The organism is Kiritimatiellia bacterium (genome assembly GCA_026417735.1).
In the GTDB taxonomy this organism is placed as follows: domain Bacteria; phylum Verrucomicrobiota; class Kiritimatiellia; order PWTM01; family PWTM01; genus CAACVY01.
The window spans coordinates 107,902-132,780 of sequence record JAOACR010000018.1 but is presented as its reverse complement, the minus strand read 5'-3'; the positions used below and the strand labels follow the sequence as shown (position 1 = coordinate 132,780).

The 24,879-nt window shown below is 68.5% G+C and carries 18 protein-coding genes, 1 tRNA gene and 1 pseudogene; 9 read left to right on the top strand and 11 right to left on the bottom strand.

The annotated features are described in order from the left end of the window. Window positions 1-361: GTP pyrophosphokinase (locus tag N2652_09660; GenBank protein MCX7819453.1), on the top strand; the 361-nt coding region annotated here is incomplete at its 5' end. A gap of 71 nt (window positions 362-432) precedes the next feature. On the opposite strand, the gene N2652_09655 is transcribed toward N2652_09660, so the two are convergent. After that, a complete protein-coding gene (locus N2652_09655; GenBank protein MCX7819452.1) occupies window positions 433-9,027 on the bottom strand; it encodes an autotransporter-associated beta strand repeat-containing protein in 8,595 nt (2,864 codons plus the stop codon). A 128-nt stretch (window positions 9,028-9,155) separates the two neighbouring features. Here N2652_09655 and N2652_09650 point away from each other — a divergent pair, with 128 nt between their 5' ends. The 5 genes from N2652_09650 (at window position 9,156) to N2652_09630 (ending at window position 14,088) form a co-directional block, all read left to right on the top strand. Then, window positions 9,156-10,835 (top strand): hypothetical protein, encoded by a 1,680-nt coding sequence (locus N2652_09650; protein ID MCX7819451.1) that lies wholly within the window; start codon window positions 9,156-9,158, stop codon window positions 10,833-10,835. 48 nt (window positions 10,836-10,883) lie between these two features. Beyond that, complete coding sequence (gene dapB / locus N2652_09645; protein ID MCX7819450.1) at window positions 10,884-11,720, top strand: 4-hydroxy-tetrahydrodipicolinate reductase; 837 nt, start codon at window positions 10,884-10,886, stop codon at window positions 11,718-11,720. Then, window positions 11,717-12,013 (top strand): antibiotic biosynthesis monooxygenase, encoded by a 297-nt coding sequence (locus N2652_09640; GenBank protein MCX7819449.1) that lies wholly within the window; start codon window positions 11,717-11,719, stop codon window positions 12,011-12,013. Before dapB ends, N2652_09640 begins: the two co-directional genes overlap by 4 nt. A 100-nt stretch (window positions 12,014-12,113) precedes the next feature. Then, window positions 12,114-12,995: a sugar phosphate isomerase/epimerase gene (locus N2652_09635; protein ID MCX7819448.1), complete on the top strand. Its 882-nt coding sequence runs from the start codon at window positions 12,114-12,116 to the stop codon at window positions 12,993-12,995. A 106-nt stretch (window positions 12,996-13,101) separates the two neighbouring features. Continuing rightward, complete coding sequence (locus N2652_09630) at window positions 13,102-14,088, top strand: trypsin-like peptidase domain-containing protein (GenBank protein ID MCX7819447.1); 987 nt, start codon at window positions 13,102-13,104, stop codon at window positions 14,086-14,088. Window positions 14,089-14,348: 260 nt separating this feature from the next. Here the strand turns inward: N2652_09630 and N2652_09625 are convergent. The 3 genes from N2652_09625 to N2652_09615 all read right to left on the bottom strand — a co-directional run bounded on the left by N2652_09625 (window position 14,349) and on the right by N2652_09615 (window position 16,761). Continuing rightward, window positions 14,349-14,438 (bottom strand) — tRNA-Ser (locus N2652_09625). 221 nt (window positions 14,439-14,659) lie between these two features. Beyond that, window positions 14,660-15,862 (bottom strand): iron-containing alcohol dehydrogenase, encoded by a 1,203-nt coding sequence (locus tag N2652_09620; protein MCX7819446.1) that lies wholly within the window; start codon window positions 15,860-15,862, stop codon window positions 14,660-14,662. A gap of 5 nt (window positions 15,863-15,867) precedes the next feature. Next, entirely contained in the window at window positions 15,868-16,761 is an 894-nt protein-coding gene (locus N2652_09615) for an RluA family pseudouridine synthase (protein ID MCX7819445.1), read from the bottom strand. An 81-nt stretch (window positions 16,762-16,842) separates the two neighbouring features. Between N2652_09615 and N2652_09610 the strand changes: the two genes are divergently transcribed. Both N2652_09610 and N2652_09605 read left to right on the top strand, forming a co-directional pair. Beyond that, a complete protein-coding gene (locus N2652_09610) occupies window positions 16,843-18,399 on the top strand; it encodes a TIGR03663 family protein (GenBank protein MCX7819444.1) in 1,557 nt (518 codons plus the stop codon). Then, window positions 18,396-19,301, top strand: a complete 906-nt coding sequence (locus N2652_09605; GenBank protein ID MCX7819443.1) for an FAD:protein FMN transferase — start codon at window positions 18,396-18,398, stop codon at window positions 19,299-19,301. Before N2652_09610 ends, N2652_09605 begins: the two co-directional genes overlap by 4 nt. Here the strand turns inward: N2652_09605 and N2652_09600 are convergent. From N2652_09600 to pyrH, 6 genes are all read right to left on the bottom strand, one after another. Next, complete coding sequence (locus tag N2652_09600) at window positions 19,278-20,723, bottom strand: hypothetical protein (GenBank protein ID MCX7819442.1); 1,446 nt, start codon at window positions 20,721-20,723, stop codon at window positions 19,278-19,280. The genes N2652_09605 and N2652_09600 overlap by 24 nt on opposite strands. 40 nt (window positions 20,724-20,763) lie before the next feature. Next, window positions 20,764-21,411 (bottom strand): hypothetical protein, encoded by a 648-nt coding sequence (locus N2652_09595; protein ID MCX7819441.1) that lies wholly within the window; start codon window positions 21,409-21,411, stop codon window positions 20,764-20,766. 86 nt (window positions 21,412-21,497) lie between these two features. Further along, the gene (locus N2652_09590) at window positions 21,498-22,208 is read right to left on the bottom strand and encodes a hypothetical protein (protein MCX7819440.1); all 711 of its coding nucleotides are present in this window, start codon (window positions 22,206-22,208) and stop codon (window positions 21,498-21,500) included. Continuing rightward, entirely contained in the window at window positions 22,205-23,014 is an 810-nt protein-coding gene (locus tag N2652_09585) for an AAA family ATPase (GenBank protein MCX7819439.1), read from the bottom strand. The genes N2652_09590 and N2652_09585 overlap by 4 nt, the downstream gene beginning before the upstream one ends. 28 nt (window positions 23,015-23,042) lie before the next feature. Continuing rightward, entirely contained in the window at window positions 23,043-23,597 is a 555-nt protein-coding gene (gene frr / locus N2652_09580; protein ID MCX7819438.1) for a ribosome recycling factor, read from the bottom strand. Window positions 23,598-23,648: 51 nt separating this feature from the next. Then, window positions 23,649-24,386 (bottom strand): UMP kinase, encoded by a 738-nt coding sequence (pyrH, locus tag N2652_09575; protein MCX7819437.1) that lies wholly within the window; start codon window positions 24,384-24,386, stop codon window positions 23,649-23,651. 162 nt (window positions 24,387-24,548) lie between these two features. Here pyrH and N2652_09570 point away from each other — a divergent pair. Then, window positions 24,549-24,692: pseudogene (locus tag N2652_09570) on the top strand (zinc ribbon domain-containing protein). A 41-nt stretch (window positions 24,693-24,733) separates the two neighbouring features. On the opposite strand, the gene N2652_09565 reads toward N2652_09570, so the two are convergent. After that, window positions 24,734-24,865 (bottom strand): hypothetical protein, encoded by a 132-nt coding sequence (locus tag N2652_09565; GenBank protein MCX7819436.1) that lies wholly within the window; start codon window positions 24,863-24,865, stop codon window positions 24,734-24,736. Window positions 24,866-24,879: the final 14 nt, after the last annotated feature.

Genomic DNA, 24,879 nt, shown 5'->3' with positions numbered 1-24,879 from the left:
CGCAAAGCTCGCCCATTCGCTCCGCGTGATGGCACGCGTCCGCGGGGCCCTCGCCCGCACCGTCGCCGCGCTGCACGACGTGCTCGAAACCACCCCGCTCGCGCTCGACGACCTCCGGCGGCTCGGTTTCTCCGACGCGGTGGTTCGCCGCGTGGACCTGCTCACCCGGCGTCCGCGCGAACGGTACTTCGACTACATCCGTCGGCTCGAGGGTGATTCTGTTGCTCGCAGGGTGAAACTCGCAGATCTGGACGACAACGCAACGCGCCTTCGCGCTGCCGCAGCGCGCTCCGTTCGCGCCCGTCGCAAACTGAAGCGCAACCGCGCGGCCCGTCGCCGTCTTCTTCGTCTCGGACCCTAACCCCGGCCGCACCTCCCGTGCGGCCAGCAGGCTCGGGCGCGGGCTTCCTGCCGCGGACCCTATCCGCCCGCTCAGCGCGGCAGCCGCCGGCGCAGCAGCACCGCCGCGGCCACCATCGCCACCAGACCCAGCGTTGCGGGCTCCGGCACGACCGTCAGTGTGATGTTGCTCGTGTCGTAGTCAATCTCGAACAACGTCGTGCCCACCGTGAACTGAGCACCATCCGGCAGGCCGTTGAACGTGCCCGAGAGCGCGCTGAAGCCCTGCACGATCGTGAAGCTGTCGCCGTAGACCGGCGTGAAGCCCAGCAACACGTTCAGCGTCGGATTGTTCAGCGTCAGCGACCACGACCCGCCCGCGAAGAGCAGTTGATCGTACTGTGTGCCGACCGTGAGCCCGTTCAGCTCCACCTCCAGCGTCGAGCCGGTGTCGAGCGTCAGATCGCCCATCATCGTGAGGATGCCCGGGCTCAGACCCGGCGACAGCGTCGAGCCGCTGTCCATGATCAGCCCGCCGACGAACTTCCCCTCACCCTTCAGCGTCTGCCCGGTGCCGAACTCCACCGTCGAGAGCGTCCCCGTTGCGACGATCTGCGCGCCGCTGTCGATCTGGATCGTTCCGCTCGCAAGCGCGCCAAGGTTCGCCAGCTCGAGCGTGCCCGCCTTGACCCGGGTGAGGCCGTTGTAGAGCGCGGGCTGCCGCAGCACCAGCCGGCCGAGGCCATCCTTCGTCAGCGCGTCGGTGAAACCGCCATTGACAGACTGCGTTACCACCACGCTCACGTTCGGCGCGACGACCACCGTCGGTGTGCCGGAGATCGTGACCGTGCCGCCGAGTCCGAGGAAGCCCGGCATGTTGTTCGTGACCACCAGCGTGTGCGAGCCGATCGAAACCGGCCCGACGAGCGCCATCGGAATATCCCGCGACCCGATCAGGCTGATCGTCGAGTTGCCATCCACGAACACCGCATTCGGCAACGCAAACCCGTTCGTGTCGGCGATGAAGAGGGAGCCGTCCTCTGGCGCCCGGAGCGGCTGGAAGTACTCCATCATTGGCGCGCCGCGCCCCTGCGGATCCCAGCCAAAGCCCAGATCCCAGCGCGTCCACCACTGGTTCGCGTTGCCACCACCCGACGAAGCGGCATTGCCCAGCCGCAGGTCGAACTGGTGGATCCCCGGCGGCAGATCGATCGAGCCGAGGCTCGGAATGTTGTACACCGTATTGTTCAACACATCGTTGGTCACCCCGCCGACGATGATCCGCAGCCGGACGTTGTCGTCAAAGCTCTCCGCGAACGTGTAGACGACATTGGTCGGCCCCGGATTGATGATGAACCCCTGATAACCGTAGGTGCTCTGCTCCGAGATGGCCCGGTTGCTCATGTTCTGCTCGAGATCACCCGCATAGGCGCCCAGCGCGACGGCGGCGCGCGGGTTCGTGTGCTGATTGAAGGACCCCGCCAGATGCTCCTCGTAGAAGCCGGCGAGACTCAGGTTGAGCGTGCCGCCCACCAACCGCAACGAGCCAGTGCCGAGCGCGTCGCGCATCTTCACCGTCAGCGTGCCGTTGCTGACGATCGTCCCGCCACTGTAGGTGTTCGTTCGCGCGAGAATCAGCGCCCCTTCGCCCACCTTGCGAATGCCGCCCGCACCCGAGACTAGAGCGAGGATCTCCACCCGCTCATCCGGCGCACCGGTGACGGTGAGGTTGCCAAACAGTCGCACCGGCACAGTGTTCCAGATCTTCGTCTCCTTGTCGCGGCCCCACGCCCTCAGCGCGCCGCCGTAGACGTTCAACCCCAGGTTGGTCGCCGCTGCGACGTCCGTCCGCGTCGTGTGCACGTGCAGGCCACCCCGGCCCACTTCGAGCGTCCCGCCGACGAGGTTCCACAGCGACGTCCGCCAGAGATTGGCAGGAGCTGGCCCATCTATCCGGATAAATGCGATCTGCCCCGCTCGAACCGTGCCGCCGGTCTGGTTGACGATGCTCCACCCGTCCCATGCCATCGTCAGCCGGTTCGAGACCACCAGCAGACCGCCGGCCATGTTGTAGACGTTCGTGCCCGGCCAGTGCGCGAACCGCACGACATTCAGGTTCGTACTCCCGATCAGCACGGTCCCGCCATCCTGCAGCATCAGGCTGGGCCGGTTCGCCGCGAAGTTCGCACCGTAGAATGAAGTGCCGACAGCGCCCACCTCGAACGTCGCACCGGGTTCGATCCGCCAGATCGCCGGCCCCACCCCCGTCACGTTGGTGCCGCCGACGCCGAACGTGCCGTTGGTCATCAACACCGAGCTGCCGGCCGCGAAGACAAGGCGTCCGCTGTAGACGTTGATGTCGCTGCCAAAGAGGTTATTGGGACCGCTCAACGTGAGCGTGTTCGCGCCAAACTTATCCAACCCGCCGGTCCCGAAGATGTTGCCGGTAAAGTTGTGATCCACCGACGTGTTGAACCGAAGCGTCCCGTTGTTCCACACCGGCTGGCCGGTCGGAATCGACGCGGCGGTCATCTCACCCACCTGCAGCACGCCACCGATCGAGGTCTTGCCGGTGTAGGTCGCTGGGTTGAGCAGAATGAGCGTTCCACCGCCCTCTTTGCTGAGGCTGGCCAGATCCATCGCGACCGCCACCCTCGTCGTCGCGGAGGCGACGAAGAAGACCGCGTCGCCAGAAATGATCTTTCCGCCACCCACCGAGTCCACGAACGCGAAGTTGTTCGTGCCCAGGTGCCGGTACCCACCGCCCGCGATGGTCAGGTTGTTGCCGGCGAGGTTCACCGCGGCGACCAGCTGGTTCGACACCACCAGCGTGTTGATCGAGCGGTGCGCGGTGAGGTTGGTGGTCTCCGCGATCCGGTTTGCGGTCAGCCGCAGGTCCTGGTTGATCTGATTCGCGGAGCCGTCGAACTCGGGCAGGTACAGCGGCACATACACGCCGCGCTCGGTGCTGTAGCGCGCAAAACCCGCGCCGTTCACCGTCGCGAACGGGATCGTCGCGCCATCCGCGAGCCCGTCAATCAGCACGTGCGGCCCGGGCGCGTTCGTCGCTGTGTCGCCGAGGAAGTAGTAGGTGGGCGAGGCGCCGACGTTGCTGAACGTGAAGTTCACCAGCCCCTGCCGGTGCACCAGTCCCGCGAGGTGTACGATGCTCGTCGTGCCGTTCGCGGCTGGAATTTGCTGGTCAATGGCGAGCGTGCCGCGTTCCAGCGTGACGACGCCAAGGCGCTCGTAGCTGAACTCGTTCGTCGCGGCGACCAGTTGCAACGTGCCACCCCAGCCGATGATCGGGGCGGAGTCCGGCAGGCGGTTCGCCAGGTTCACGCCCCGGCTGTTGTCGAGCGCCAACGTGCCGCCCTCCATCCGCAGCTCCGAAATCGCCAGCGCGGTGGAGTTGCTGAGCAGCCTGAGCGTGCCGGCATTCATCTGCAGCGGGCCGGCGAACGTGTTGGTACCGGTGAGCCAGATCTCACCCGCGCCCTCTTTCCGCAGGCCGCCCGCGCCGCGGAACTCGGAGAAGAGCGCATTGCCGGGGCCGCTCACCAGCGCGACGCCGTTTGTCAGCACCACCGGCTGCACGAAGTAGTTCTGCCCGGCGCCGATCGTACCGCTGTTGACGAACACGCCGCCGGCCGACCGCAGCACCACGCTCTTCGCAACCGGGTTCGAGAAGTTGTGCACCCAGAACCACGCGTTGCTCCAGACCGTCAACGCCTTGGTCGGATCTCCGAGGCCGGTGACAAGAGTCTCCACTCCGAAGATGCCCTCGCGGATCTCGATGTTGCCGAGCGCCGGATCCACCCAGGTGCCCACGGACAAAATCACCGCGTTGGTGCCCACCTTCCTGAGGTTGTACGGATTGCCACCGGTGCTGAGCCATCCGTCCACGGTGTTCGTGTTGCGGATGTCCCAACGGCCGGTGCCGCCAAAGGTGGTGTCGCCGAGCAGCGTGACGCGGCGCAGCGCCTGTATCTGACTGGCACCGCTGTTCACGATCGCCCCCCGTCCGTCAACGCCCTCACCCGACGCGAACACCTCCTCGTAGCCGAGATGTCCGACCATGTTGCCGTAGATGTCGAGCGTCGCGCCGGAGGCGACGTACGTCCCCGCGTTGGACACGCCGACGCCCGAGGAATGCGTCAGCACGAAGATCCCGTTGCTGATCAGCGTCGGCCCGGTGTAGTCGTTTGCGGCGCCCATGAACGCCGGCGCGCTGCCGAGCTTGATCAGCGTCGCGCCGCCGGTGATCCGTGCGCCGGCGAGTGTGTTCGTGAACGTGTACGCGCGGCCACCGTCCACCGTCATGACCGCGGGCGCGACCGGCTCGGAGATCGTCACGTCGAACCGACCCGTAGACAGCAGGCTGTACGCGGTCTGGTCAAACCGCACGCGGTCGGCCTGCCAGAACGTCTCCGGCGTCACGCCGTCCAGGAAGTTGTTCGTGGTGCCCTTCACGTTCCAGAACGCGCTTTCCGGACCGCCCCGCCACACGAGCGTTTTGTTTGCGCCACTGACGTCCAGCCAGATCGCGTTCGGGTCGCTGTCGTTCAGCGCGAACGAATACCGGCTGTTCGTCATCACGCCCATCGCCAGCGCCAGGTTCGCCGCGCCGCCGCTACGGGTGCCCATGTTCGTCACGATCGCGTACCGCGGCGCGCTGAACTCGTTGTTCAGCGCAAAGACGTTCACCGTGCTCACGCCGCTGAACGTCGCCGCACCAATGATCTCCAGCAGGTCGTTCACGCCACCGCCGACGGTGCCGACGTTCGCCAGCTCAATGTCCAGCGTCGCATTGTTGAACGTCGCCGCGTTGCTGAACGTGATCGTGCCCGGCGACCACCCCGGGATCACGCGGCCCTGCAGCGTCGCATCGCCCACGACGCCCACGCCGCCGGCCAGCGTCTGTCCCGCGGAGAGCGTCCAGCCACCGAGCTCCGCAACGTCGAACACCGACCCCGGATAAAACGCGAGCACCGCGCCCGGGGCCGTGAACGCGCCGCCCGGGCCGAGCTTCAGCCGGCCGGCCATGTTCGTGAACGCGGCCGACGCGACGGTGCCGTAAATCCGAAGTTCACCCGGTCCGTACTTCGTCACTGGGCCCGCACCCACCCACGGCGCGGTGTTCGTGAACGTGACTGCCGGGTTCGACACCGTCAGAAACTTCGCGAAACTGCCGTTGAAGACGGTGTTCGTGAACACGAACTCGCCGCTGCCGACAAAGTTCGGACCGCTCTCGGTGTGCCACCACTGCTGATGGCCGAGCACGCGCGTCGCGCCGCCCACGGAGGAGAGCCACGTCCGCGGTGTCGCGATGTACACCAGGTTCGTCACACCGAGCGCGGTATCGCTGCCCAGCGCCAGACCGCCCTCCTGCAGCACGACCATCCCGTTGAAGGTGGAACCGGAGCCGGTCAACGTGAGCGTGCCGCCACCGCTCTTCACAATGCTCGGGTTCGTGAACGTAACACCCGGCGGCGAGATGAACCGGTTCGGGATCGTGTAGTCTCCCGTGCGGCTGAACACCACGCGCCCACCCAGGTTCGTAACGTCGCCGACGCCAAGGTCACCGGTCGCTCCGCCCTTGCCCACATCCACCGTGCCGGTCGAAACCGACAGGTTGCCGGCCCACGCGCTGTTGTCGCCGGTGACGAACACCGTGCCGTTCGAGAGTATGATCAAGCTCCCGCTGCCGCTCATCGGCCCAGCGAGCGTCAAGAACTGCCCCGCCCGAGCCTCGACATTCACCCGCCCCATCACCTGGATCGGCCCGGCCCAGACGTTCAGATTGGTGAAACCGCCGACCTGCGCCGTGAGGTTCGCGTTGTGGTCCAGAATCAGAATGCGGTTCACCGGATTCGTTTGGTTGTAAATGTCGAGTGTCGCGCCGGCCATCACGCGGACGGAGTTCGTCGCCGGCCCGAGCCAGATCGTGTTGAACTCCGTGCGGAAGAGCCCTTGGCCGACGACGATGTCAATCCCGCTGCCCACCGTGACGTTCTGCCAGGCCTTTTCCGCGGTGCCGGTGAAGACCAGTTGCACCGGCCCGACCATGGACGCAATGAATGCGTCGTTCGTGGGCCAGAGCCCGACCGCGCGGATGTCCCACCGCCGGTTCCCACCGAAGATGGTGTTGCCGACGAGGTACACGCGCTGCATCGCGTTGATCGCATCGGTGCCAGAGCTGTTCACCACCGCGCCGGTGTTCGCCACACCACCACCCGCAATGTAGAAGAGCTCGGCGCCCAAATTCTGGCCGTTCACATCAATCGTGCCGCCGTTGGTGATCCACGTCGCGCCGACGATGGAACCGAGCGCGGAGGGATTGCCCACCCGCAGCGTGCCGCCGGTCACCGTCACCGGACCGCTGAAGTCGTTTGCGGTGTTGATCACCAGCAGGTTCGTGCCGCCCTTGAAGAGTTCCGCCCAGCCGCTGATCCGACCGCTACCCGCAAAGGTGATGTTGCTGAGGCCCTCAACAATAATCCGCTCCGGCGCAACCGCGCCGACAATGTTCACCGTGCCCGTGCGAACGCGGTCGAGCGATGTATTGACATTTCCGAAGCGGACGATGTCCGCCTGCCAGAAACGATCGGTGGAGGTGGTCGTCTCGTTATAGAAGGCGTAATGCGCACCGACGTTCCACGTTGCATTCGTGCCCACCCAGCTCAGTTCGTTCGGCCCGCCACCGGCCGGCGAGAGCGTGATCACGCCCGGCGTCGTATCGTCCACGGTGAAGGCGGTATAGCGCGTGTTGGTCGGGATCACCGTCAGCAGCGACGCGGTGCCGGTGAGACTGTTGGTGTAGGTGAAGACCGGCACCGCGCCGGTGAACGCTCGCAGCGGCGTCACCACGATCAGCGCGCTGGTGTCAAACACCAGATCGTTCGCGGAAAAGAGGTCCGCATCGACGCCCGGAGCCGAACCGCCCGGATTGAACACCACCGCGCCGTTCGTGAACGCCATCGTGCCCGGGGTCGAGAGAACCCCGGGGGCCACCACGTCGCCCGCGGAGAGCGCGCCGCCGGCCGCGCCGGCCGCGACGACCGAGCCGGTTGCGGCCAGAACGCCGCCGATCGAATGCAACGACACCGCCCCCGAGAAACCGCCCAGCATCGTCTGCAGGCCCGCCCCCGTCTTCACGATCCGCAGCGTCGCCGACGGTCCGGCCGCAACCCGGCCCGTGTAGCTGCCGCTTGCGTCGTTCGCGCCCAGCCACAGCTGTGCCGCGCCGATGCTGTTGGTCAGCACACTGCCGCCGCTCAAACCGTTGATCGTTTCAGTGAACCCTGCCAGATCGAGTGCTCGCGGAGTAGCGAGGCTGTGCACCGGATACGTGACCTGCGGCAGCAGGACCACGTTGCCCGCGCTCGCGCCGTCCGGAATCACCTCGTTCGCACCAAGCCGCAGCCGCGCGTCGTTCGTCAGCCCGCCCTGGAAGGTGTTCGCGCCCGCCAGCACGACCCAGCCCGGCGTCGAGTCGGCCGCGATGTACAAACCGCCCGGGCCGGAAATCGGGCTCAGCACCTGCAGCCCCGCCCACCAGCCCGCCTGTAGACCACCGCCGGCGTCCGTACCGCCGGCGAGGAAAATGCCGCGGTTCGGATGAATCACGACCTCGTTGTTCCAGTTCATCAACCGGCCGCGATTGGTCAGCGTGATCGCATCGGAGACCAACGAGGCCGGCACCGCGCCCAGAGCGCCATCCGTGGCCGCGCGCAGCTGGCCGTTCGACATCACCACCCACTTCCCCGTGAAGCCCGTGTTCGTGACGTTGTCCAGCTGCAGCGATCCGGCACCACTCTTCTCCAATCTGAAGGCGCCATGAATTGGCCCGAAAATCGCCGCGTTCCCACTGTGTACATGGATCCGGGCGTCGTTGGAGAGCGTCACCGTCCCCCGCACCAGCGAGCCACCGTCAATCCGCAGCGCGCCGAGAATCCCTGCCGACTCCGCAAAGCCGAAACCGGAAATCACGATGGGGCCGACGTTCGTCGCGCCGACCAGGTACAGCTGGCCGCCGTTGGTGACGGTGATGCTGCCGGAACTGATCTGCGAGAACGAGGCGACGCGCACGCGGTTGCTGAAGTCAATCGTCACCGGCCCGCTGTAGGTGTTCGCGTTGTTCGTCACGAAGAGCTCGGCAATGGCCGCGCCGGCGACGTTGCTCAAGCTCACGCGCAACGGGGCGGTGCCGGTGATCGTCCCAAACCACTGAAACTGCCCCGCGCCGGTCAACTGCACCGCCGCATTGATCGCGAGCGCGGCGTTGCTGTTCAACTGCACCACTGCGTTCGCCGGCGCATTGTGCCAGACCTGCGCGGCGGTGGTCGTGATCGAGAGGCCGATGGTCTGCGTGCCGCTCACGGTGTTGGACATGCCGGCGGTGAGGCGGATGCCGTTGCCGCTCAGCGTCCACGTACTGTTCGAAAACCACAGCCACTGAAAGATCCGAGCGGAAAGATTGTTGGTCGTCGCGTGGCCGGTGCCCTGGCCAAAGATCAAACTGTCGTTGTCTACAGGCACCGAGCCGGGCAACCAGTTTCCAGTGTTACTCCAAACCCGGTCACCTCCAGTTGCGCCGCCGGTCCAAGTTACATCGGCCGCAAACGAGCCTGCGGTGAAACCGAGCAACGCGATCAGAATCCCCAGCCGCACGCGTGAGCACTGCATGGCGATCTCTCCCGTGTTGGCCATCACGTGTTTAGGCTACTACAACTTTGGTAGAGGTGTCAATAGCTTTTTTTGGACGCGGCCGGGTCGTCAGAAAGATGGGAGGCAGGTGTGATAAGCTCCTGGCCATGCGGGCGTGGCGAGCAAAGTTGAGCGGGATCGGACTGCTTGCCGTCGTCGCCGCAGGCATCACCCGGCCGCAGGTCCCCGCTGCCGCCGGCGAGGGGCTTGAGCGGGACCCATCGAGCGCAATGCAGCGATCGGAAGACGGAATCAGATTGGGGCTTTCACGCTCGACCGCAGAGCCGGCCCAAACCGCTGGCGACGAGTGGTGCATCGTGCGCTCCGCCGATGCGGGCTTCGTCGCGGAGGTGAACCGGTTCACTGCGTCGGTCCGCTGGCTTCAGCCGGCGGGGGGGGCGGCTCGCACGTTCGTGGCAGTGCGCGAGCCGGTCGCCGCCGCGTTCGGATTGGGCGGGCGGATGCTCGTGGTCGCCAACCTGCTGCCCGCCTCCCGACCGCAGCTGGACGATGACCTTGCGCAGATCGCCGCGGAGGTCACGCTGATTGAGCCGGACGCGGCCACAGCGATCACGCACGTTGCGTTGCCCGACGGCAGCCACAGCGCGCGCGGGCTGGCGGTCTCGCCGGACGGGCGCTTCGCGGTCGTCACCCACATCGTCGCGAACTACCACCAGCCGGCATGGTCGGCGGACCGTGGCGGGATCAACCGGAACGCGCTGAGCGTGATTTCGCTCGAGGAGCGCGCCCGCTGGCTCACGCTCGGCCTGGATGACGAGCACCGCGGCGCGGCAAACCCCTGGGCGGTCGCGTTCGATCCGGCGGGGGGGCGGCTGGTGGTCGCGCACGCGGGCACGCACGAGCTGACGGTGCTGGCCTGGCCCCCGCTTCTCGAGGCGGCGCGGCGAACGCGCGGCGCGGATGAGCGCAACCGCCCGGCGGCGACGCCGGGCGAATGGCGCGCGTTTGGCCGGCGGCTCGCGGTGCCGGTGCGCGGCCCGCGGACGGTCGTGATCGACGGCGACGAAGCGATCGTGCGCGGACACTTCGACGGCGCGGTCGCCGCGGTGAGCCTCTCGCGCGCGGATTCGGCGCCCCGACTGCTACGCGTCGGGCGCTGGCCGCCCGCCGACGAGGCCCGCCTGGGCGAGTTCCACTTCCACGACGCCCCCGGCGCCGGCTGGCAGAGCTGCGCCAGTTGCCATCCCGACGGCCGCGACGACACGCTCAACTGGGATCTGCCGAACGACGGCATCGGAAACCCGAAAAACACCAAAAGCCTGCTGCTGGCGCCCTTCACGCCGCCCGCGATGTGGCGGGGTGTGCGGGGCAACGCGCGTGACGCGATCCGCGCGGGGATGCGGCACATGCTGGGCGAACCGGAGGATCTCGCGCGGGAGGCCGCGATCGAGGCGTACCTGCGCTCGCTGCGGCCTGTGTCCATCGCGACGGCGGTGGCATCCGACGATCCCGCGGAGGCGGAGCGCGGCCCGAGCGAGACTGCGCGGCGGGGCCGGGCGCTCTTTCACGGCCGGGCCGGCTGTGTGCAGTGCCATCCGCCGCCGTGGTACACCGCCATGCGTGCGGTCGACCCCGGCGGCGGCGTTGCGTACGACATCCCGACGCTCGTCGAAGTCTGGCGCACCGCGCCGTATCTGCACGACGGCTCCGCGCCGACACTGCGCGTGGCGATCCGCGACTTCAACCCGCTGCAGCGGCGCGGCCGCACCGCGGAACTCACCGAACAGGAACTCGACGATCTCGTGGAATTTGTGCGATCGTTGTGAAGCGCGGCGCGGCCGGCCGGCGGCGCCGGCAGCGGAGATCGAGGAACGATGACCAAGGTGGTGGTGGTGGGCGCGGCGGGCCGGATGGGCCGCACCCTGGTGCGCTGCATCGCGACGCGCGCGGTGCCGGAGGTGGAGCTGGTCGGCGCGGTGGACCTGTGGGACAGTCCGGAGATCGGACGCGATGCCGGGCTGGTCGCCGGCGCGGGCGAGCTGGGCGTTGCGCTCACCGCCAACCTCGCCGCCGTCGCGCCGGCCGCGGACGTCGTGATCGACTTCAGTGCCCATCACGGCACCGCCGGCAACGCGTCGCGCTGCGCGGAATGGCGGCGCGCGTTGGTGATCGGCACCACCGGCCTGAACGCGGAGGAGCGGCGAGAGGTCGAGCTGGCCGCGCGGCGGATCCCGGTCGTGATGTCGCCGAACATGAGCGTGGGCGTGAACCTGCTGCTGGCGCTGGTCGAGCGGGCGGCGCGCGCGCTGCGCGGCCGCGGCTACGACGTGGAAATCATCGAGCGCCATCACCGCCAGAAGCGCGACGCGCCCAGCGGCACCGCGCTGGCGCTCGGCGAGGCGGTCGCGCGCGGGTTCGAGTGGCCGTGGGACGAGGTCGCGGTGCACGGACGCCACGGGATGAGCCCGCACGCGCGGCCGGAGCGCCAGATCGGATTCCACGCGGTGCGAGGCGGGGACCTTGTGGGCGACCACACAGTGCTGCTGGCCGGCGCGGGGGAGTGCATCGAGCTCTCGCACCGCGCGACGAGCCGTGAGACGTTCGCGGTCGGCGCGCTGCAGGCGGCACGGTGGATCGTCGGCCGGCCACCGGGCCTCTACTCGATGCGCGATGTGCTGGAGCTCGACACCCCAACGGAGACATCACCATGATCGTGACCCTCGTGCACGTGCGCGTGAAATCCGAGCATCTGGCCGACTTCATCGAGGCCACCCGCCGCAACCACGAGGCCTCGATCCGCGAGCCGGGCTGCCGCCGGTTCGACGTGCTGCAGTCCGCCGATGACCCGACGCACTTCGTGCTGTACGAGGCCTATGCGAGCGAGGCCGACGCGGCCGCACACAAACAGACGCCGCACTATGCGGCCTGGCGCGACGCGGTTGCGCCGTGGATGGCCGAGCCGCGCCGTGGGGACCGCTACCACGCGCTGGCGCCGTCAGGCTGAGCGCCGCTGGCCGCTCCCACGACTGCGCCGCCTCCGGCTTGCAATCGTCCGGCGATGCCGGATGATGAAGACGATGGAATGTCCGTAGAGGAGACCCCGCATGAACCGTCGTTCATTTCTCCAACATGGAGCGGCCGCCGCGTTCGCGATCTGGAGCGCTTCGCGCACGCGCGCGCAGACCGCGGAGGCGGTACTGAATCTGTCGAGTCAGGAGAGCCGGGTGCCCGGCGCCACCTTGAAGGAGAAGGTCGCGAACCTCGTCGCGTGGGGCGCGAACGGCATTGAGCTGCACGGCAACCCGAAAGGGCGCATCGCGGAGATCCGCGAGGCGCTCGCGGGCACACCGGTGAAAGTCAGCGCGCTGTGCTGGGGCTCGCACAAAGGGGATCTGGTCTCCACCGACGCCGATCGTCGCCGGAAGGGCATCGAGGCGCTGCGCGACGCGCTCTCGACCGCGGGCGAGCTCGGCGCGCGCGGTGTCATCTTCGTGCCCTGCTTCCACAAGGAAAGCGAGCTGCCGCCCGCCGAGCTGGACAAGATCCTGCTCGACATCCTGCCGGCGCTGGGGGAACACGCCGTCAAGTGCAACACGCGCGTGCTGCTCGAGCCGTTGAACAAGGGCGAAACGTTCTACCTGAACCGGGTCGAACAGGCGGCCGAACTCTGCCGAAAGGTGAACTCGCCGGGCATCGCCCTGATGGCGGACTTCTACCACATGTCCCGCGAAGAGACCGACCAGTGTGCCGCGATCGTCGCGGGGGGCCCGTGGCTGCACCACGTGCACATCGCCACCGGCAAATCTCGCATCCTCCCCGGTCAGGAGGAGCACAGCTTCGTGGAAGGCATGCGAGGGCTCCGCAAAATCGGCTACGTCGGGTTCTGCAGTCTCGAGTGCGGCATCCGCAAAGGCACCGACCCCATGGTCGAGGTGCCGCGCGCATTTGAGACGCTGCGAGAGCAGTGGAAGCTCTCGGCGCTCTGAGCCCATCCGCATACCAATCGCTGCGCGCCGATCGAGCGCCCCTTGAACAGCGGCACCTGCGTAGTACTGTGTCCCCGGGCGACGACAGTATCGAGGGGAAGCGGTGATGAGAGCAGCGGCGTCACGATGGTTCTGGCGGCTGAGCTGCCTTTTGGCGATCGCCGGGGCCGAGGCCGGGCGGGCGGTGGTGATCGCGGGCGGCGACGGTCTCGGCAACACAAATGCGCCACCCGACGACCCTGGATGGGCCAACGTGGGGCAGTTCAACGTCGGCCAAAACAGTGCGGTGTATCTCGGCAACCGCTGGGTGCTGACCGCCTGGCACGTCTATTCGAACGACCAGCCCACACAGGTGCGGTTCGGCGGCACCTGGTACCCGCTGGAGTCGAACACCTGGACGCGCATCACCAACTCCAGCGGCACCTTCGCGGACATGGTGCTGGTCCGAACCCAAACCGCGCCGCCGCTCCCGGACGTGACGCTACGGTCCTCGCAGATTCCCGACAACGCACAGCTGGTCATGATCGGCAACGGTCGTCAGCGGCATCCGACCAACAGCTACTGGAACTCCTCCTGGCAGGAGACCAACGCGGCAGGCGCGGTGTATACCGGCTTCAAGATGACGACCGGTTCGTTGCAGCAGCGGTGGGGGCTCAACACCATTGACAACCCGTTCAAGAGCGTCAACGTCTTCGACCTTTACTACATGCTGACGACGACCTCGTTCCGCGTCACGTTCAACGACGATGCGGGCCCGAACGAGGCGCAAGCGGTGATCGGGGACTCGGGCGGGCCCGTATTCTACAAGTCCGGCGCAACTTGGGAGCTGGTCGGCATGTTGTACAACGTCGGCGTCGAACCCGGGCAGCCCTGGCCGTCGGCCATCGTGTATGGGAACCGCAGCTGGGCGGCGAACCTGACCACCGCGGTGTACTACGACCAGCTCGCCGCCGCGATCCCCGAGCCGGGCATCGTGGGGATGGGTGCGCTGGCGGCCGGCGTGCTGCAGGTGTTCCGACGGCTGCGTCGCCGGCTGCTGGCCAATGGCGAGTGGTCCGACGAGGGCCCCGCCGACCTTGGCGGCAGCCTGTAGTAGGTGGCCGCTTCGGAGCGTGTCGCGTGATGCCGCGGTGAGCGTCGATTGCGGCAGCGACTCTCAGTCGCCTCTCTCCGACTTTGGGAACCGGTCATCGCCGCGCTGCTGCGCACGTCATCGCGCAGGTCCAGCGGACCGCAGGCGCACCTGCCGCGTCGAACCGTTGGTGGGGCGTGGTGTCTGGCGGTGCCGGGATTCTGATGTGGCTGCGCGTTGAGCCCGACGAAGCGAGCGAGGTGGATGAGCCGGCTCGGAGATGGCGGAGGGGGTGGGATTCGAACCCACGTCCCGCGGTTGCGGGATCCGGTTTTCAAGACCGGCGCATTCGACCGCTCTGCCACCCCTCCGCGCCAACGGCATCATGCGCGGGGAAGCCGGCTTCCGCAACTTGCGAACGTCCCCAACCGGCTAGCGGGCCGGGTTCCACCCCAGCCCACACGCACGTGAGACGGCCCACGTGGAAGCGGCCCCTCCATGACAATGCCCAACACTGATCCCATCGGGGAGCGCTCCGCTCTGCGCGGGCCATAACCCTCCCCGGCCAATCCGCCACCGCCGACCCGTTGCACTAGCACAACGGATGTAAAAACGCCCGCACCGAATCCGCCGTCATCGGCACGGGGTTGCCGTCCATGCTGCGGCCGAGCGATCCAACCGCGATCTCTTCAATTTCAGCCGACGTCAGCCGCAGCTCGCGGAAGTCCGGCGCCACGCCCAGCCGGCGATACCACTCTTCAAGATCCGCCAGTCCCTCCTCGACGATTCTGGGCACACTGGCGGGCTTCCCCAACCACGCCCCCATCACTTCCGCGAGCGCGGATTTCGCCACCGCGCAGTTGAACCGCAGGGTATGGGGCAGCAGCACGCCACACACCCACCCGTGCGGCACCGGCCGTACCGCGCCCAGGGCCGCCGCAATACCGTGCGCCATCGCGAGCCCGGCGTTCGCCAGGCAAATGCCGCTGACCGACGCCGCTGCGGCCATCGCCGTGCGTGCCGCAAGGTTGTGCGGCCGCTCGAGCGCCGCCGGCAACGCCCACCGGATCCATCGCAGCGCTCGCAAGGCCAGTCCGGTCGTCGTCGGCATCGCGCGGCGCGAAATGCAGCACTCCATCAGCTGCGTCAGCGCGTCGAGGCCGCTGGACAACGTCGGGGAGACCGGTAGCTCCAGCGTCCACTGGGGGTCCACCACGGCTGCCGCGGGCATCAGTCGGTCGTCGCGCAGACTTCGCTTGACGCGGCGCGCCGGCCAGCCGATCACCGCGTTGCGCGTCATCTCCGCGCCGGTGCCGGCGGTGGTCGGTATCGCAATCACTGGCACCGGCGCGGCATCGAGCACGCGGCGCGGCTGTGCGCCCTCCAGATACTCCTCCACGGCCCCCTCGTTGCGCACGAGCGCCGCAACCGCTTTTGCCGCATCGATGGCGCTGCCACCCCCCAGCCCGATCACGAGCCGAGGCTGCAGGTTGCGCGCGACCTCCGCGAGTGCGTGGATCGTGTCACAGGCGGGCTCGCCGCGGACCTCCCGCCACTCGAGCGGTTCGCCGACCGCGTGCTGGATCGCCGCCCGGCGAGCCGCATCGCTCACGGACCGGTTGGCGACCACCAGCACCGGCCCTGGGCCGCTCGCAACCATCCGCACCACTGCGCGCAGCCGCCCGAGGGCGCCGGGTTCAAACTCCACCACCGCGGGCAGCCGCAACCCCGCCGCGCGCGCGGCTGCGACGCACGAGGCCATCTCCCGCACCAGTTCGCTCACCACATCGTTCATTTGCGTCACTCGGCGCGCGCTCCGCCCGTCGGCCCAGGCCGACCGAAGAGCCCCAGAAGTCGCAGCACTTCGAGAAAGTCCGCAGGCAGCGGCGCACTCGCCGCAACCCGCCGGCCCGACGCCCCCGGCAGCTCGAGGTGTTCCGCATGCAACATCGGACGCGGCACCGCGCGGAGCTCTGGCCCCACGCTCACGCCGGCACTGTAGAGCGGATCGCCGGCGACCGGATGGCCGCGGCCCGCCAGATGGCGTCGGATCTGATGCGTGCGGCCTGTCTCAATCTCCAGCACGAGGTGCGACGCCATCGCATTCGCCGCGATGACCCGAACGCGGGTCAGCGCACTGCGTCCCTCGATCGGCCGGCGGATTTCTGTCTCCTCCGCGGGCCAGCGGCCGATCGCGATCGCCCGGTAGCGTTTGCGCACCCGGCCGGCGCGGAAGTCCTCCACCAACCGCTCCCGTGCCGCCGCGGAGCGGGCCAGCAGCAGGCAGCCGGTGGTGTCCCGATCCAGCCGATGGACCGCACGCAGCTCGGGTTCGCCCCGTTCGCGCTGAAGGCGACCCTCGACGCCCTCCTCACCGGTCGTCACGATGCCCGCCGGTTTGTCCACCACCAGAAGTTCTTCGTCCTCGTACAGAACGCGAATCGGCACGGCACCGAACGGCGCGACCACCGCAGGCGTCTCGATGTGGTCACCGGCCCGAACCCGGTGATGAGCGATCCAGACGCGCCGCCCATTCACAAACACCCGCCGCGTGTCGAGCAGCCGGCGCGCGCCGCGCCGGGACAGCCGGAGCCGTCGCATCAACACGCGTTCGAGCGGCTGGCCGTCATCGGCCGCTTCCGCTCGAAAGGTCCGCACGCTGGTGCGAGGGGACGATCCGCCGGTCGCGTTCACGGGCCGATGCTACCGGCGGTCGGGGGCGGGTCAAGCGGACGGCGGACTTGCAAAGGCTTGCACCTGCGGCACCATGACGTCATGAACCGGCTCGTCATCGCGATCTGGCTGGCGATGATCTGTCTGGCCGCGGGCGCGCTGCGATGGCACCGGCTGGATCGGCGTCCGATGCACACGGACGAGGCGGTCCAGGCGGTGAAGACCGGCCATCTGCTCGAGACCGGTGTCTACCGCTACGATCCGCGCGAATATCACGGGCCGACGCTGTACTACCTGGCCGCGCTCGCCGCGCGCCTCGCCGGCATCGTTCGCTTCGAGGACCTCTCGGAACGGCAGCTGCGTTCGGTCACCGCAGTGTTTGGAGTTGCGACGATCGCGCTGAGCTGGCTGTTGTACCCGCCGTTGCGGCGCAGCGGGCTACTGATCGCGGCGCTGCTGATGGCCGCGCAGCCGTTTCTTGTTTTCTATTCCGGCTACTTCATTCAGGAAACGCTGCTCGTCGCGTTCACCGCCGGGCTGGTCGGCGCGCTGTGGCGCTATCTGCGGTCGCCGGCGGCGGGCTGGGCGGTGCTGGGCGGCCTGTTCGGCGGACTGATGGCGGCAACGAAGGAGACATTCGTGATCACGCTGGCGGCGATCGCCGCCGGCCTCGGTGCCGCGATGATCGGCGGATTGCGTCTGCCGGGCGGGACAGAGCCTCGCGCGGTGGCCCGCCACGCGGCGGTCGCCGCCGCAGTGGCGCTGGCCGTCGCGGCGGCGTGGTTCTCTTCGTGGTTCACGCATCCGGCCGGCGTCGCGGACGCGGTGCGCGCGTTCGCGCACTTCGCGGAACGCGCGGGCGGCCAGGGTCACGAGAAGCCGTGGTGGTATCACCTGCGGCTGCTGTTCGCGCATCGGGCGGGTCCGCTCGGCATCTGGAGCCAGTGGCCGCCCGTCGTGCTCGCGGTGGCCGGTGGTCTGCTTGCGCTGCGGCCGCGGTTTCGTGCGGAGCCGGTGCGTCCGTTCCTGGTCTTTGGGACGGTGTTCAACGCGTCACTGCTGGGCATCTACTCCGCGATCCCCTACAAGACGCCGTGGTTGACGCTGACCGCGGTGTGGGGGCTCTGCGTGCTGGGTGGCGCCGCCGCTCAGCTGATCTGGAATCTCGGCGTGACACGGCGCTGGCCCCGCTGGACAGTGGCGCTGCTACTGGCGGCCGGCCTCGCCGACGCGGGGCGTCAGCTGCGCTGGATGAAGACGACGCTCGCCGCCGATCCGCGGAATCCGTGCGTGTACGAACACACCTCGACCGACCTCCTCAACGGCGTGCGGCTCGTGCACGAGGCCGCGGAAGTGGTGCCGGCCGGCCACGACTTGCTCATCGCGGTGGTCGCGGAGGAGTACTGGCCGCTGCCGTGGTATCTGCGCCGGTTCCCGAATGTCGGCTACTGGTCCGCGCCGCCGGCCGACCTGCCCCGCCCGCCCGACGTGGTGATCGCGACCCCGGCGACCGCCGCTGCGGTGGATGCCTGGCTCGACGGTCCTCAGGTCAAGTCCACGTTCGGCCTCCGGCCGACGACCGCAATTCTGATCTATCTGCCCCAACCGATCTGGACCGCAGTGCTCGAGCGCCGGAACGCCGCAGCGGCCCCGCGATGACCCCGAGCCCCGCCGACCTCGATCGCCTTCGCCGGCGCCGCCACGCGACGCAAGCGATGGCGACGCACTGGACGATCTGGTTCGATCCGGGGATCCCCGATTCGGTCGCGGCCGGCGCCGCGGAGGACGCGTTCCGACTGCTCGAACGGCTCGAGGCGTTGTGGTCCCGTTTCCGCGGCTCGAGCGATATCGCGCGGCTCAACGCCGCAGCCGGCCAGATGGTGGTGATTGCGCCGGAAACCCGCGCGCTGCTCGAGTTCGCCGAACGGATGCGCGCCCAGACCGGTGGCGCGTTCGACATCGCATGGTCGGCTCCGCCGGAGGTCCCGCGCGGCATCGAGTTCGACCCGCAGCTGCCCCGTGCGCGCCTTCGCGACGCGCGATTGCGCCTTGATCTGGGGGGCATCGGGAAGGGCGCTGCACTGGATGTGCTCGCGGACCATCTCCATCGCAACTGGGCGCTGGACTCCGCGCTGCTCGAGGCGGGGGGCAGTACCGCGCTGGCGCTGAAGCCGCCGCGCGACACGCCAGGGTGGCCGGTCTCGATGACCACAGCGCAGCAGGTGGAGGTGATCTGGCTCGGCGAACGTGCGCTCAGCGCCAGCGGGCCGGAAGTGCGCGGCGCGCATATTGTGGACCCGCGCACCGGACGCCCGCGGACCGGCTACCGACGGGTGTGGGCGCTGGCGCCTACCGCCGCAGAGGCGGACGCGCTCTCCACTGCCTTTGCCGCGATGGCACCGGAGGAGGTCAGCCACTGGTTTCGCACCGCCCGCCCCGGCCGCGCGGCGCGACTCTGGCTGGAGGGTCCGGGCGGCGGAGAGCTCCGCTCGTTCGGCCAGTGGCCGCCGGCCACGCCGGCGCCCATCCCGGAAGGGTCAGCCGCTTCCCGGCCGGACTGATCCGGACGCGGTGCACCCCCGTCGAAGCCACGCCGCGGCGCGCGGCACTATCCAGCACACCGCCAGACCAAGCGGAAAGAGGTAGATCTCGTTGCACACACGGCCGGCGCGAAACGCCACACCCAGCGCAACGCTGACGATCGCCGACGCTCCCCACCACCCCACCGAAATTGCCCGCCGAGACATCGCGTGGATGAACAACGCGAGCAGCGGCCCGCCGAACAGACCAGTGAACGTCAGATACGCGCGCACCAATCCGCCGAGTCGACCCACTGCCAGCGCGGCCGCGGTCGCGCACAGCCCCAGTCCGATCGTCGCTGCGCGCGCGATCCGCAACCACTGCAGCTCACTACACCGCCAGTGCGGTCGCAGGAAATCGTGGATCAGCACCGTCACCACCGAGTTCAGCCCCGAGTCCATGCTCGACATCGCCGCCGCGAAGATCGCCGCCAGCAGCACGCCGCCGGCCAGCGGCGGCAGCGCGCGGACCGCGAACGCGGCCAGGCGCGCGTCGGCCGGGACCGTCTCGGCACCCGGCCACGGCAGACGGCCCAGCCCCACGCCCACCGCCAGCAGCAACGTCACGAGCACCGTGTCGGCCACCGCGTTCCAAAAAATCGCGCGCCGCACGCCGCGCGCCTCCGGCACCGCCAGCAGACGCTGCGCGGTGACCTGGTCGGCGCCGTACTCATGCAACAGCAGCCACGGATAGGTCAGCACCACCGCCAGCGCGTTCAGCCGCACCGGGTCGGGCCGCCAGTCCGCCACCGATAGCGGCAGCGCGCGCGCGAACTCGCCGGCCAGCGTCGCGAGGCCGCCGGGCAGCCGCGCGGCCACCGCCGCAGCCACCCACACCAACCCGCCGACCATCACCAAAAACTGCACGACATCCGTCCACACCACCGCCGCAAGCCCGCCCATCGCGGTATAGGCGGTCGCAATCGCCCCCATCCCCGCGACGGCCCACCACAGCGGAATGCCCGCGGCGCTGGCCACCGCCAGCGCCGGCGCGTACACCACCAGCCCCAGCCAGCCCACCCGCGCGGCCAGAAACATCGCCGCCGCGCCGCGCCGAGCCGAGCGCCCCAGCCGCCGCTCGAGAAACTCGTACGTCGTCGTCACGCCCGCCTCGCAGTAGAGCGGATACCACCGCAGAGCCAGCCAGGGCGCGACCAGCAGACTCACTGGGCCGACCATCACAAACGCGAGATCCCCCGTCGCCCCCAGCGCCGGCACGCCCATGAACGTCACCGCGCTGGTGACGGAGGCATACATGCTCATCGCGACCGCGGGCCACGCCAGACGGCGCCCGGCCAGGAAGAACTCGTGCGTGTCCCGCTGCCGCCCCGCCAGCCGTAGCCCGATCGCCAGCAGCAGCAGCAGATAGCCCGCGACCGCACCCCAGTGCGCGGGCGTCAGCATCGTGTCGGCCTCCGGCCCGCCCCCACCGCGGCCGGCATCATCAGAACGCGAGCTGCAGACCCAGCGAGAAGAAAAACGACTGCAGATCCGCATCCATCAGCGGACCCGCGGCCGTCGACGCGTCGGACTTCACGATCGGAAACTGGTGGCCCGCACCGAAGGAGATGGACAGGTCGGGCGTCAGCGGCACCGCGAGCTCCAGCCCCAGCCTCAGGTCCCACGGGTTGTCAATGTCCACATCCTGGACGACCCCGTCGGTCTCGATCGTCACGTCCGAATTGACGAACCCATACTCCACCGCGATGAACCCGATCAGCTCGGCCCACCGGAAGTTCACCGCGCGCACATAACCGCCCAGGCTCAACGGCACCACCTGCAGATCGCCATCCGCGCGGCCGGGCCAGTTGCGGCTGGTACCGTCCGCGGACCATCTCTCGAAACCGACGCCAATCCCCGCGCCCAGCACATCCGTGAACCAGTACCGATAGCCGAGCTCGACGCCGTAAGCGATCTCGAAAACATCGAAATCGCCCCCGCCCGGCGCGTGCAGCACGAGGTCGCTGGTGAGCTCATGCGTGCGCATCCACACCGGCCGGTCGTTCAAGCGCCCCTGTCCCATCGCCGCGACCCCTGTGACGGCGACGATCACTGCCGCTACTCCGATTCGCCATGCGTTCCTGCTCATCATCGGCTAGCTCCTCGTGTTGATACTGCTCCGGTCTTCTACACCGTTCCGCCACGCGCCGCCAGGCGCGTTCGCACCACCCGCCGCCGCTACGGCGAACCGGTGCCGATCCGGAACCGGCGTTCCTCGCCCTGAAACTCCATCACCGCGATTTCCCCCTCAACGCGCACCACCCGCACCCCGTCGAGGGTGGTCTGGCCGACCTCCACGATCCCGCGATCCAAAATCACGCTGCCGGCACCCGCTCGGCCGACCACGACACCTTTCACCTGGAACTTTGGCCAGGCCGGCGGGGGCGGAACCATCGCCTCCGCCTTCTCCACGGCCGCCGTCGTCGCCTCGCCCTCCGCCGTTGCGCTGGCCGCGGTTGGGGCGGCGGCGGCGACCGCAGTGGTCACGACGGACGTCGGCGACGGGGACGAAGGGCTGCCGATCGCCGCCCCAGACGGCTCGGCCGGCCGCGGCCCGGCGACAGCGGCCGCAGCTTGGGTGCCTGCGGCCGCCATCGCTCGCGTCGCCAAAGGATCCCTGCCGGCCGGCTCACCGGTGCCGGATTCGAGCTCGCCGAACCGGGCAGGCGCGGCCGACAGCGCCGCATCGCGCGCGACCGTGGCCGCCGGGCGCCGCAGTCGCGGGTACCAGAAGGCGCCCCCCAACAGGAGCACCACCACCATCACCACCAGCAGCGCGGGCGAAACCGCCCGCTTTTTCTGCGTCTGCGCGTCCGCAGGCGCGGCGGCCTGCGAGGCAGCGCGCAACTCTTCCTCCCGGCGCCGCAACGCGTCCTGTATGATGCTCACAGCACCGACTCCAGCTCCGTCACCGCCCCCCGCACGTCCCTGTCGGACACCGTGCGGCTGCCGCGCGAATATGCCGCCAGCATCGCGCGGTCGCAAATCTTGTTGATCAGGCGCGGAATTCCGCCCGAGCGCTCGTGCACCACCGCCGCCGCGGCCGGCTCGAAGCCCACCCCGGGCGGCGCGCCAGCGACGGCCAGCCGATGCGCGATGTACGCGGCGGTGTCCGCGGCGGCCAGCGGCCGCAGCTCCGCCTTCACCATGATCCGCTGTCGCAGCTGGCGCAGTGGCGCCTCCGCGAGCCGCCGATCCAGCTCCGGCTGCCCGACCAGCACGATCTGCATCAGCTTGCGCTCGTCCGTCTCGAGGTTCGAGAGCAGCCGCACCTGTTCCATCACCTCCGGCGCCAGCGTCTGCGCCTCGTCAATCACAATCGCAACGTTCACATTGCGCGACGCCCGGTCGAGCAGAAACGCGTTGAGCTGCTCGATCAGGTCCAGCCGTCGCTGCGCGGCCGGCGTCACGCCGAGATCGGTCAGGATCGCCCGAATGAGCTGCGTCGCGGAGATGGAAGGGTTCAGCACCATCGCGGTCTGCGTCGGCGGGCCGAGCCGTCGCAACGCGGCGCGGCACAGCGTCGTCTTGCCGCAGCCGACCTCGCCGATCACTTCGATGAAGCCCTTCCGCTCGCTGACGCCGTAGAGCATCGCGTCCATCGCCTCGCGGTGGCTGGGCGAGAGAAACAAAAACCGCGGATCCGGGGTGATGTTGAACGGCGGTTCGCAGAGGCCGAAATGCTCGAGGTACATGTGGCGTCCGCGCTCCCGGCGCGGCGGCCTAGACGGCCATGATCTCCTGCTCCTTCGCGGCCACCATGCGGTCGACCTTCTCGATGTGCGCGTCGGTGAACTTCTGGATCTCCTCGAGCGCCGCGTCGCGGTCATCCTCGGCGACCTGGCTGGTCTTCGCGAGCTGCTTCACCGCCTCGTTCGCGTCGCGCCGAACGTTGCGAATCGCGATTCGCGCGTCCTCCGCCAGCTTCCGGGCCACCTTCACCAGCTCGCGGCGCCGCTCCTCGCTGAGCTCCGGAATCGGAATCCGCACGATGCGGCCGTCGCTGACCGGCGTGATGCCGATGTTGGCGGCGAGGATCGCCTTCTCGATCGCGCCCAGCGAGGTCGGATCGTAGGGGTTGATCACCAGCAACCGCGGCTCGGGCGCGGTGATGTTCGCGATCTCGCGCAGCCGGGTTTGTGCGCCGTAGTAGTCAACCTGGATGTTCTCCACCATCGCGGGGGAGGCCTTCCCGCTGCGCAGTCCCGCCAGCTCACGCTGAAGGAACTCCACGGCCTTCGTCATCTTGTCGTCCGCCTCCAACAGGATGTCGTCCAGACTGGTCGCGTCCATCGTCCTTGCTCCTTGCGGCTCGGATCCGGCGGCACGTTACTCCGTGACCAGCGTGCCGACGCGCTCACCGCGCAGCACGCGGAGGATCTCGTTCCGCCGGAAAAAATCAAACACGATGATCGGGATTCGGTTTTCCTGACACAACGAGAACGCCGCCGAGTCCATCACCGCCAGCCGTCGCTCGATCGCTTCGCGGTACGTCAGCCGGTCATAGCGCCGTGCCCGCGGGTCCTTCGCCGGATCCGCACTGTAGATCCCGTCCACCTTCGTCGCCTTCAGCAGCACGTCGGCCTGGATCTCGCTGGCGCGCAACGCCGCGGCGGTGTCGGTGGTGAAAAACGGATGACCGGTGCCGGCGCCGAAGATCACGATGCGCCCCTTCTCCAGATGCCGCACCGCGCGACGGCGGATGAACGGTTCAGCGACTGCCGGCATCTGAATCGCCGACATCACCCGCGTCGGAATGCCCTCCCGCTCCAGCGCCGACTGCAGCGCGAGGCTGTTGATCACCGTCGCCAGCATGCCCATCGCGTCGCCGGTGGCCCGGTCAATGCCGCAACCTTCCCCCGGCAGCCCTCGAAAGATGTTGCCGCCGCCCACCACCACCGCGATCTGCACGCCGAGCCGGTGGACCTGCTTCAGGCGCTTCGCCATGTCGGTGAACACGTCGAAATCCAGACTGCTACCATCCCGGCGGTTCTGAAACGCCTCGCCGCTCAGCTTGAGCAGAACCCGCCGGTACTTCAACCGACCCACCCGCGCTCGTGATTTCATGCCGCGCTCCAGCCTATCGCCGCTGGCTGCCCCTGACAACCCGCCGTCCCCCCCACGCCGTCGGCATACCAGCGCGGCGGCCGCATTTGACAGCCGCCCCCCGCGAAGTAACATCTGTGAGGTCTTTGCATCGCATTGCGTTGAAAGCAACCAGTGGATCAAATGCCAACGTACGAGTATCTTTGTGACGACTGTGGGCGTGCAACGGAAGTGTTTCAACGCATTTCCGAGCGGCCCAAACGCAAGTGCCCCGACTGCGGGGGGCGCCTGCGACGGCTCATCAGCGGTGGCGCCGGCCTGCTGTTCAAGGGGTCTGGTTTCTACATTACCGATTACCGGAGCGAAAGCTACAAGAAGGCGGCGAAGGCGGAATCGTCCGGCGCGACCACCTCCGGCGGCGGCGATGGCGCCACGAAGAAGACCGCTGGGGCGACGACCTCCGGCGGATCGAGCACTTCCGGCGGGAACGACTGATCCATGCCAACCTCCCTCG

Excerpts from the sequence above, each read along its gene's own strand:
- N2652_09655 (MCX7819452.1), bottom strand. The coding sequence starts at position 9,027 with ATGCAGTGCTCACGCGTGCGGCTGGGGATTCTGATCGCGTTGCTCGGT.
- N2652_09650 (MCX7819451.1), top strand. The coding sequence starts at position 9,156 with ATGCGGGCGTGGCGAGCAAAGTTGAGCGGGATCGGACTGCTTGCCGTC.
- dapB (MCX7819450.1), top strand. The coding sequence starts at position 10,884 with ATGACCAAGGTGGTGGTGGTGGGCGCGGCGGGCCGGATGGGCCGCACC.
- N2652_09640 (MCX7819449.1), top strand. The coding sequence starts at position 11,717 with ATGATCGTGACCCTCGTGCACGTGCGCGTGAAATCCGAGCATCTGGCC.
- N2652_09635 (MCX7819448.1), top strand. The coding sequence starts at position 12,114 with ATGAACCGTCGTTCATTTCTCCAACATGGAGCGGCCGCCGCGTTCGCG.
- N2652_09630 (MCX7819447.1), top strand. The coding sequence starts at position 13,102 with ATGAGAGCAGCGGCGTCACGATGGTTCTGGCGGCTGAGCTGCCTTTTG.
- N2652_09620 (MCX7819446.1), bottom strand. The coding sequence starts at position 15,862 with ATGAACGATGTGGTGAGCGAACTGGTGCGGGAGATGGCCTCGTGCGTC.
- N2652_09610 (MCX7819444.1), top strand. The coding sequence starts at position 16,843 with ATGAACCGGCTCGTCATCGCGATCTGGCTGGCGATGATCTGTCTGGCC.
- N2652_09605 (MCX7819443.1), top strand. The coding sequence starts at position 18,396 with ATGACCCCGAGCCCCGCCGACCTCGATCGCCTTCGCCGGCGCCGCCAC.
- N2652_09600 (MCX7819442.1), bottom strand. The coding sequence starts at position 20,723 with ATGCTGACGCCCGCGCACTGGGGTGCGGTCGCGGGCTATCTGCTGCTG.
- N2652_09595 (MCX7819441.1), bottom strand. The coding sequence starts at position 21,411 with ATGATGAGCAGGAACGCATGGCGAATCGGAGTAGCGGCAGTGATCGTC.
- N2652_09585 (MCX7819439.1), bottom strand. The coding sequence starts at position 23,014 with ATGTACCTCGAGCATTTCGGCCTCTGCGAACCGCCGTTCAACATCACC.
- pyrH (MCX7819437.1), bottom strand. The coding sequence starts at position 24,386 with ATGAAATCACGAGCGCGGGTGGGTCGGTTGAAGTACCGGCGGGTTCTG.
- N2652_09565 (MCX7819436.1), bottom strand. The coding sequence starts at position 24,865 with ATGGATCAGTCGTTCCCGCCGGAAGTGCTCGATCCGCCGGAGGTCGTC.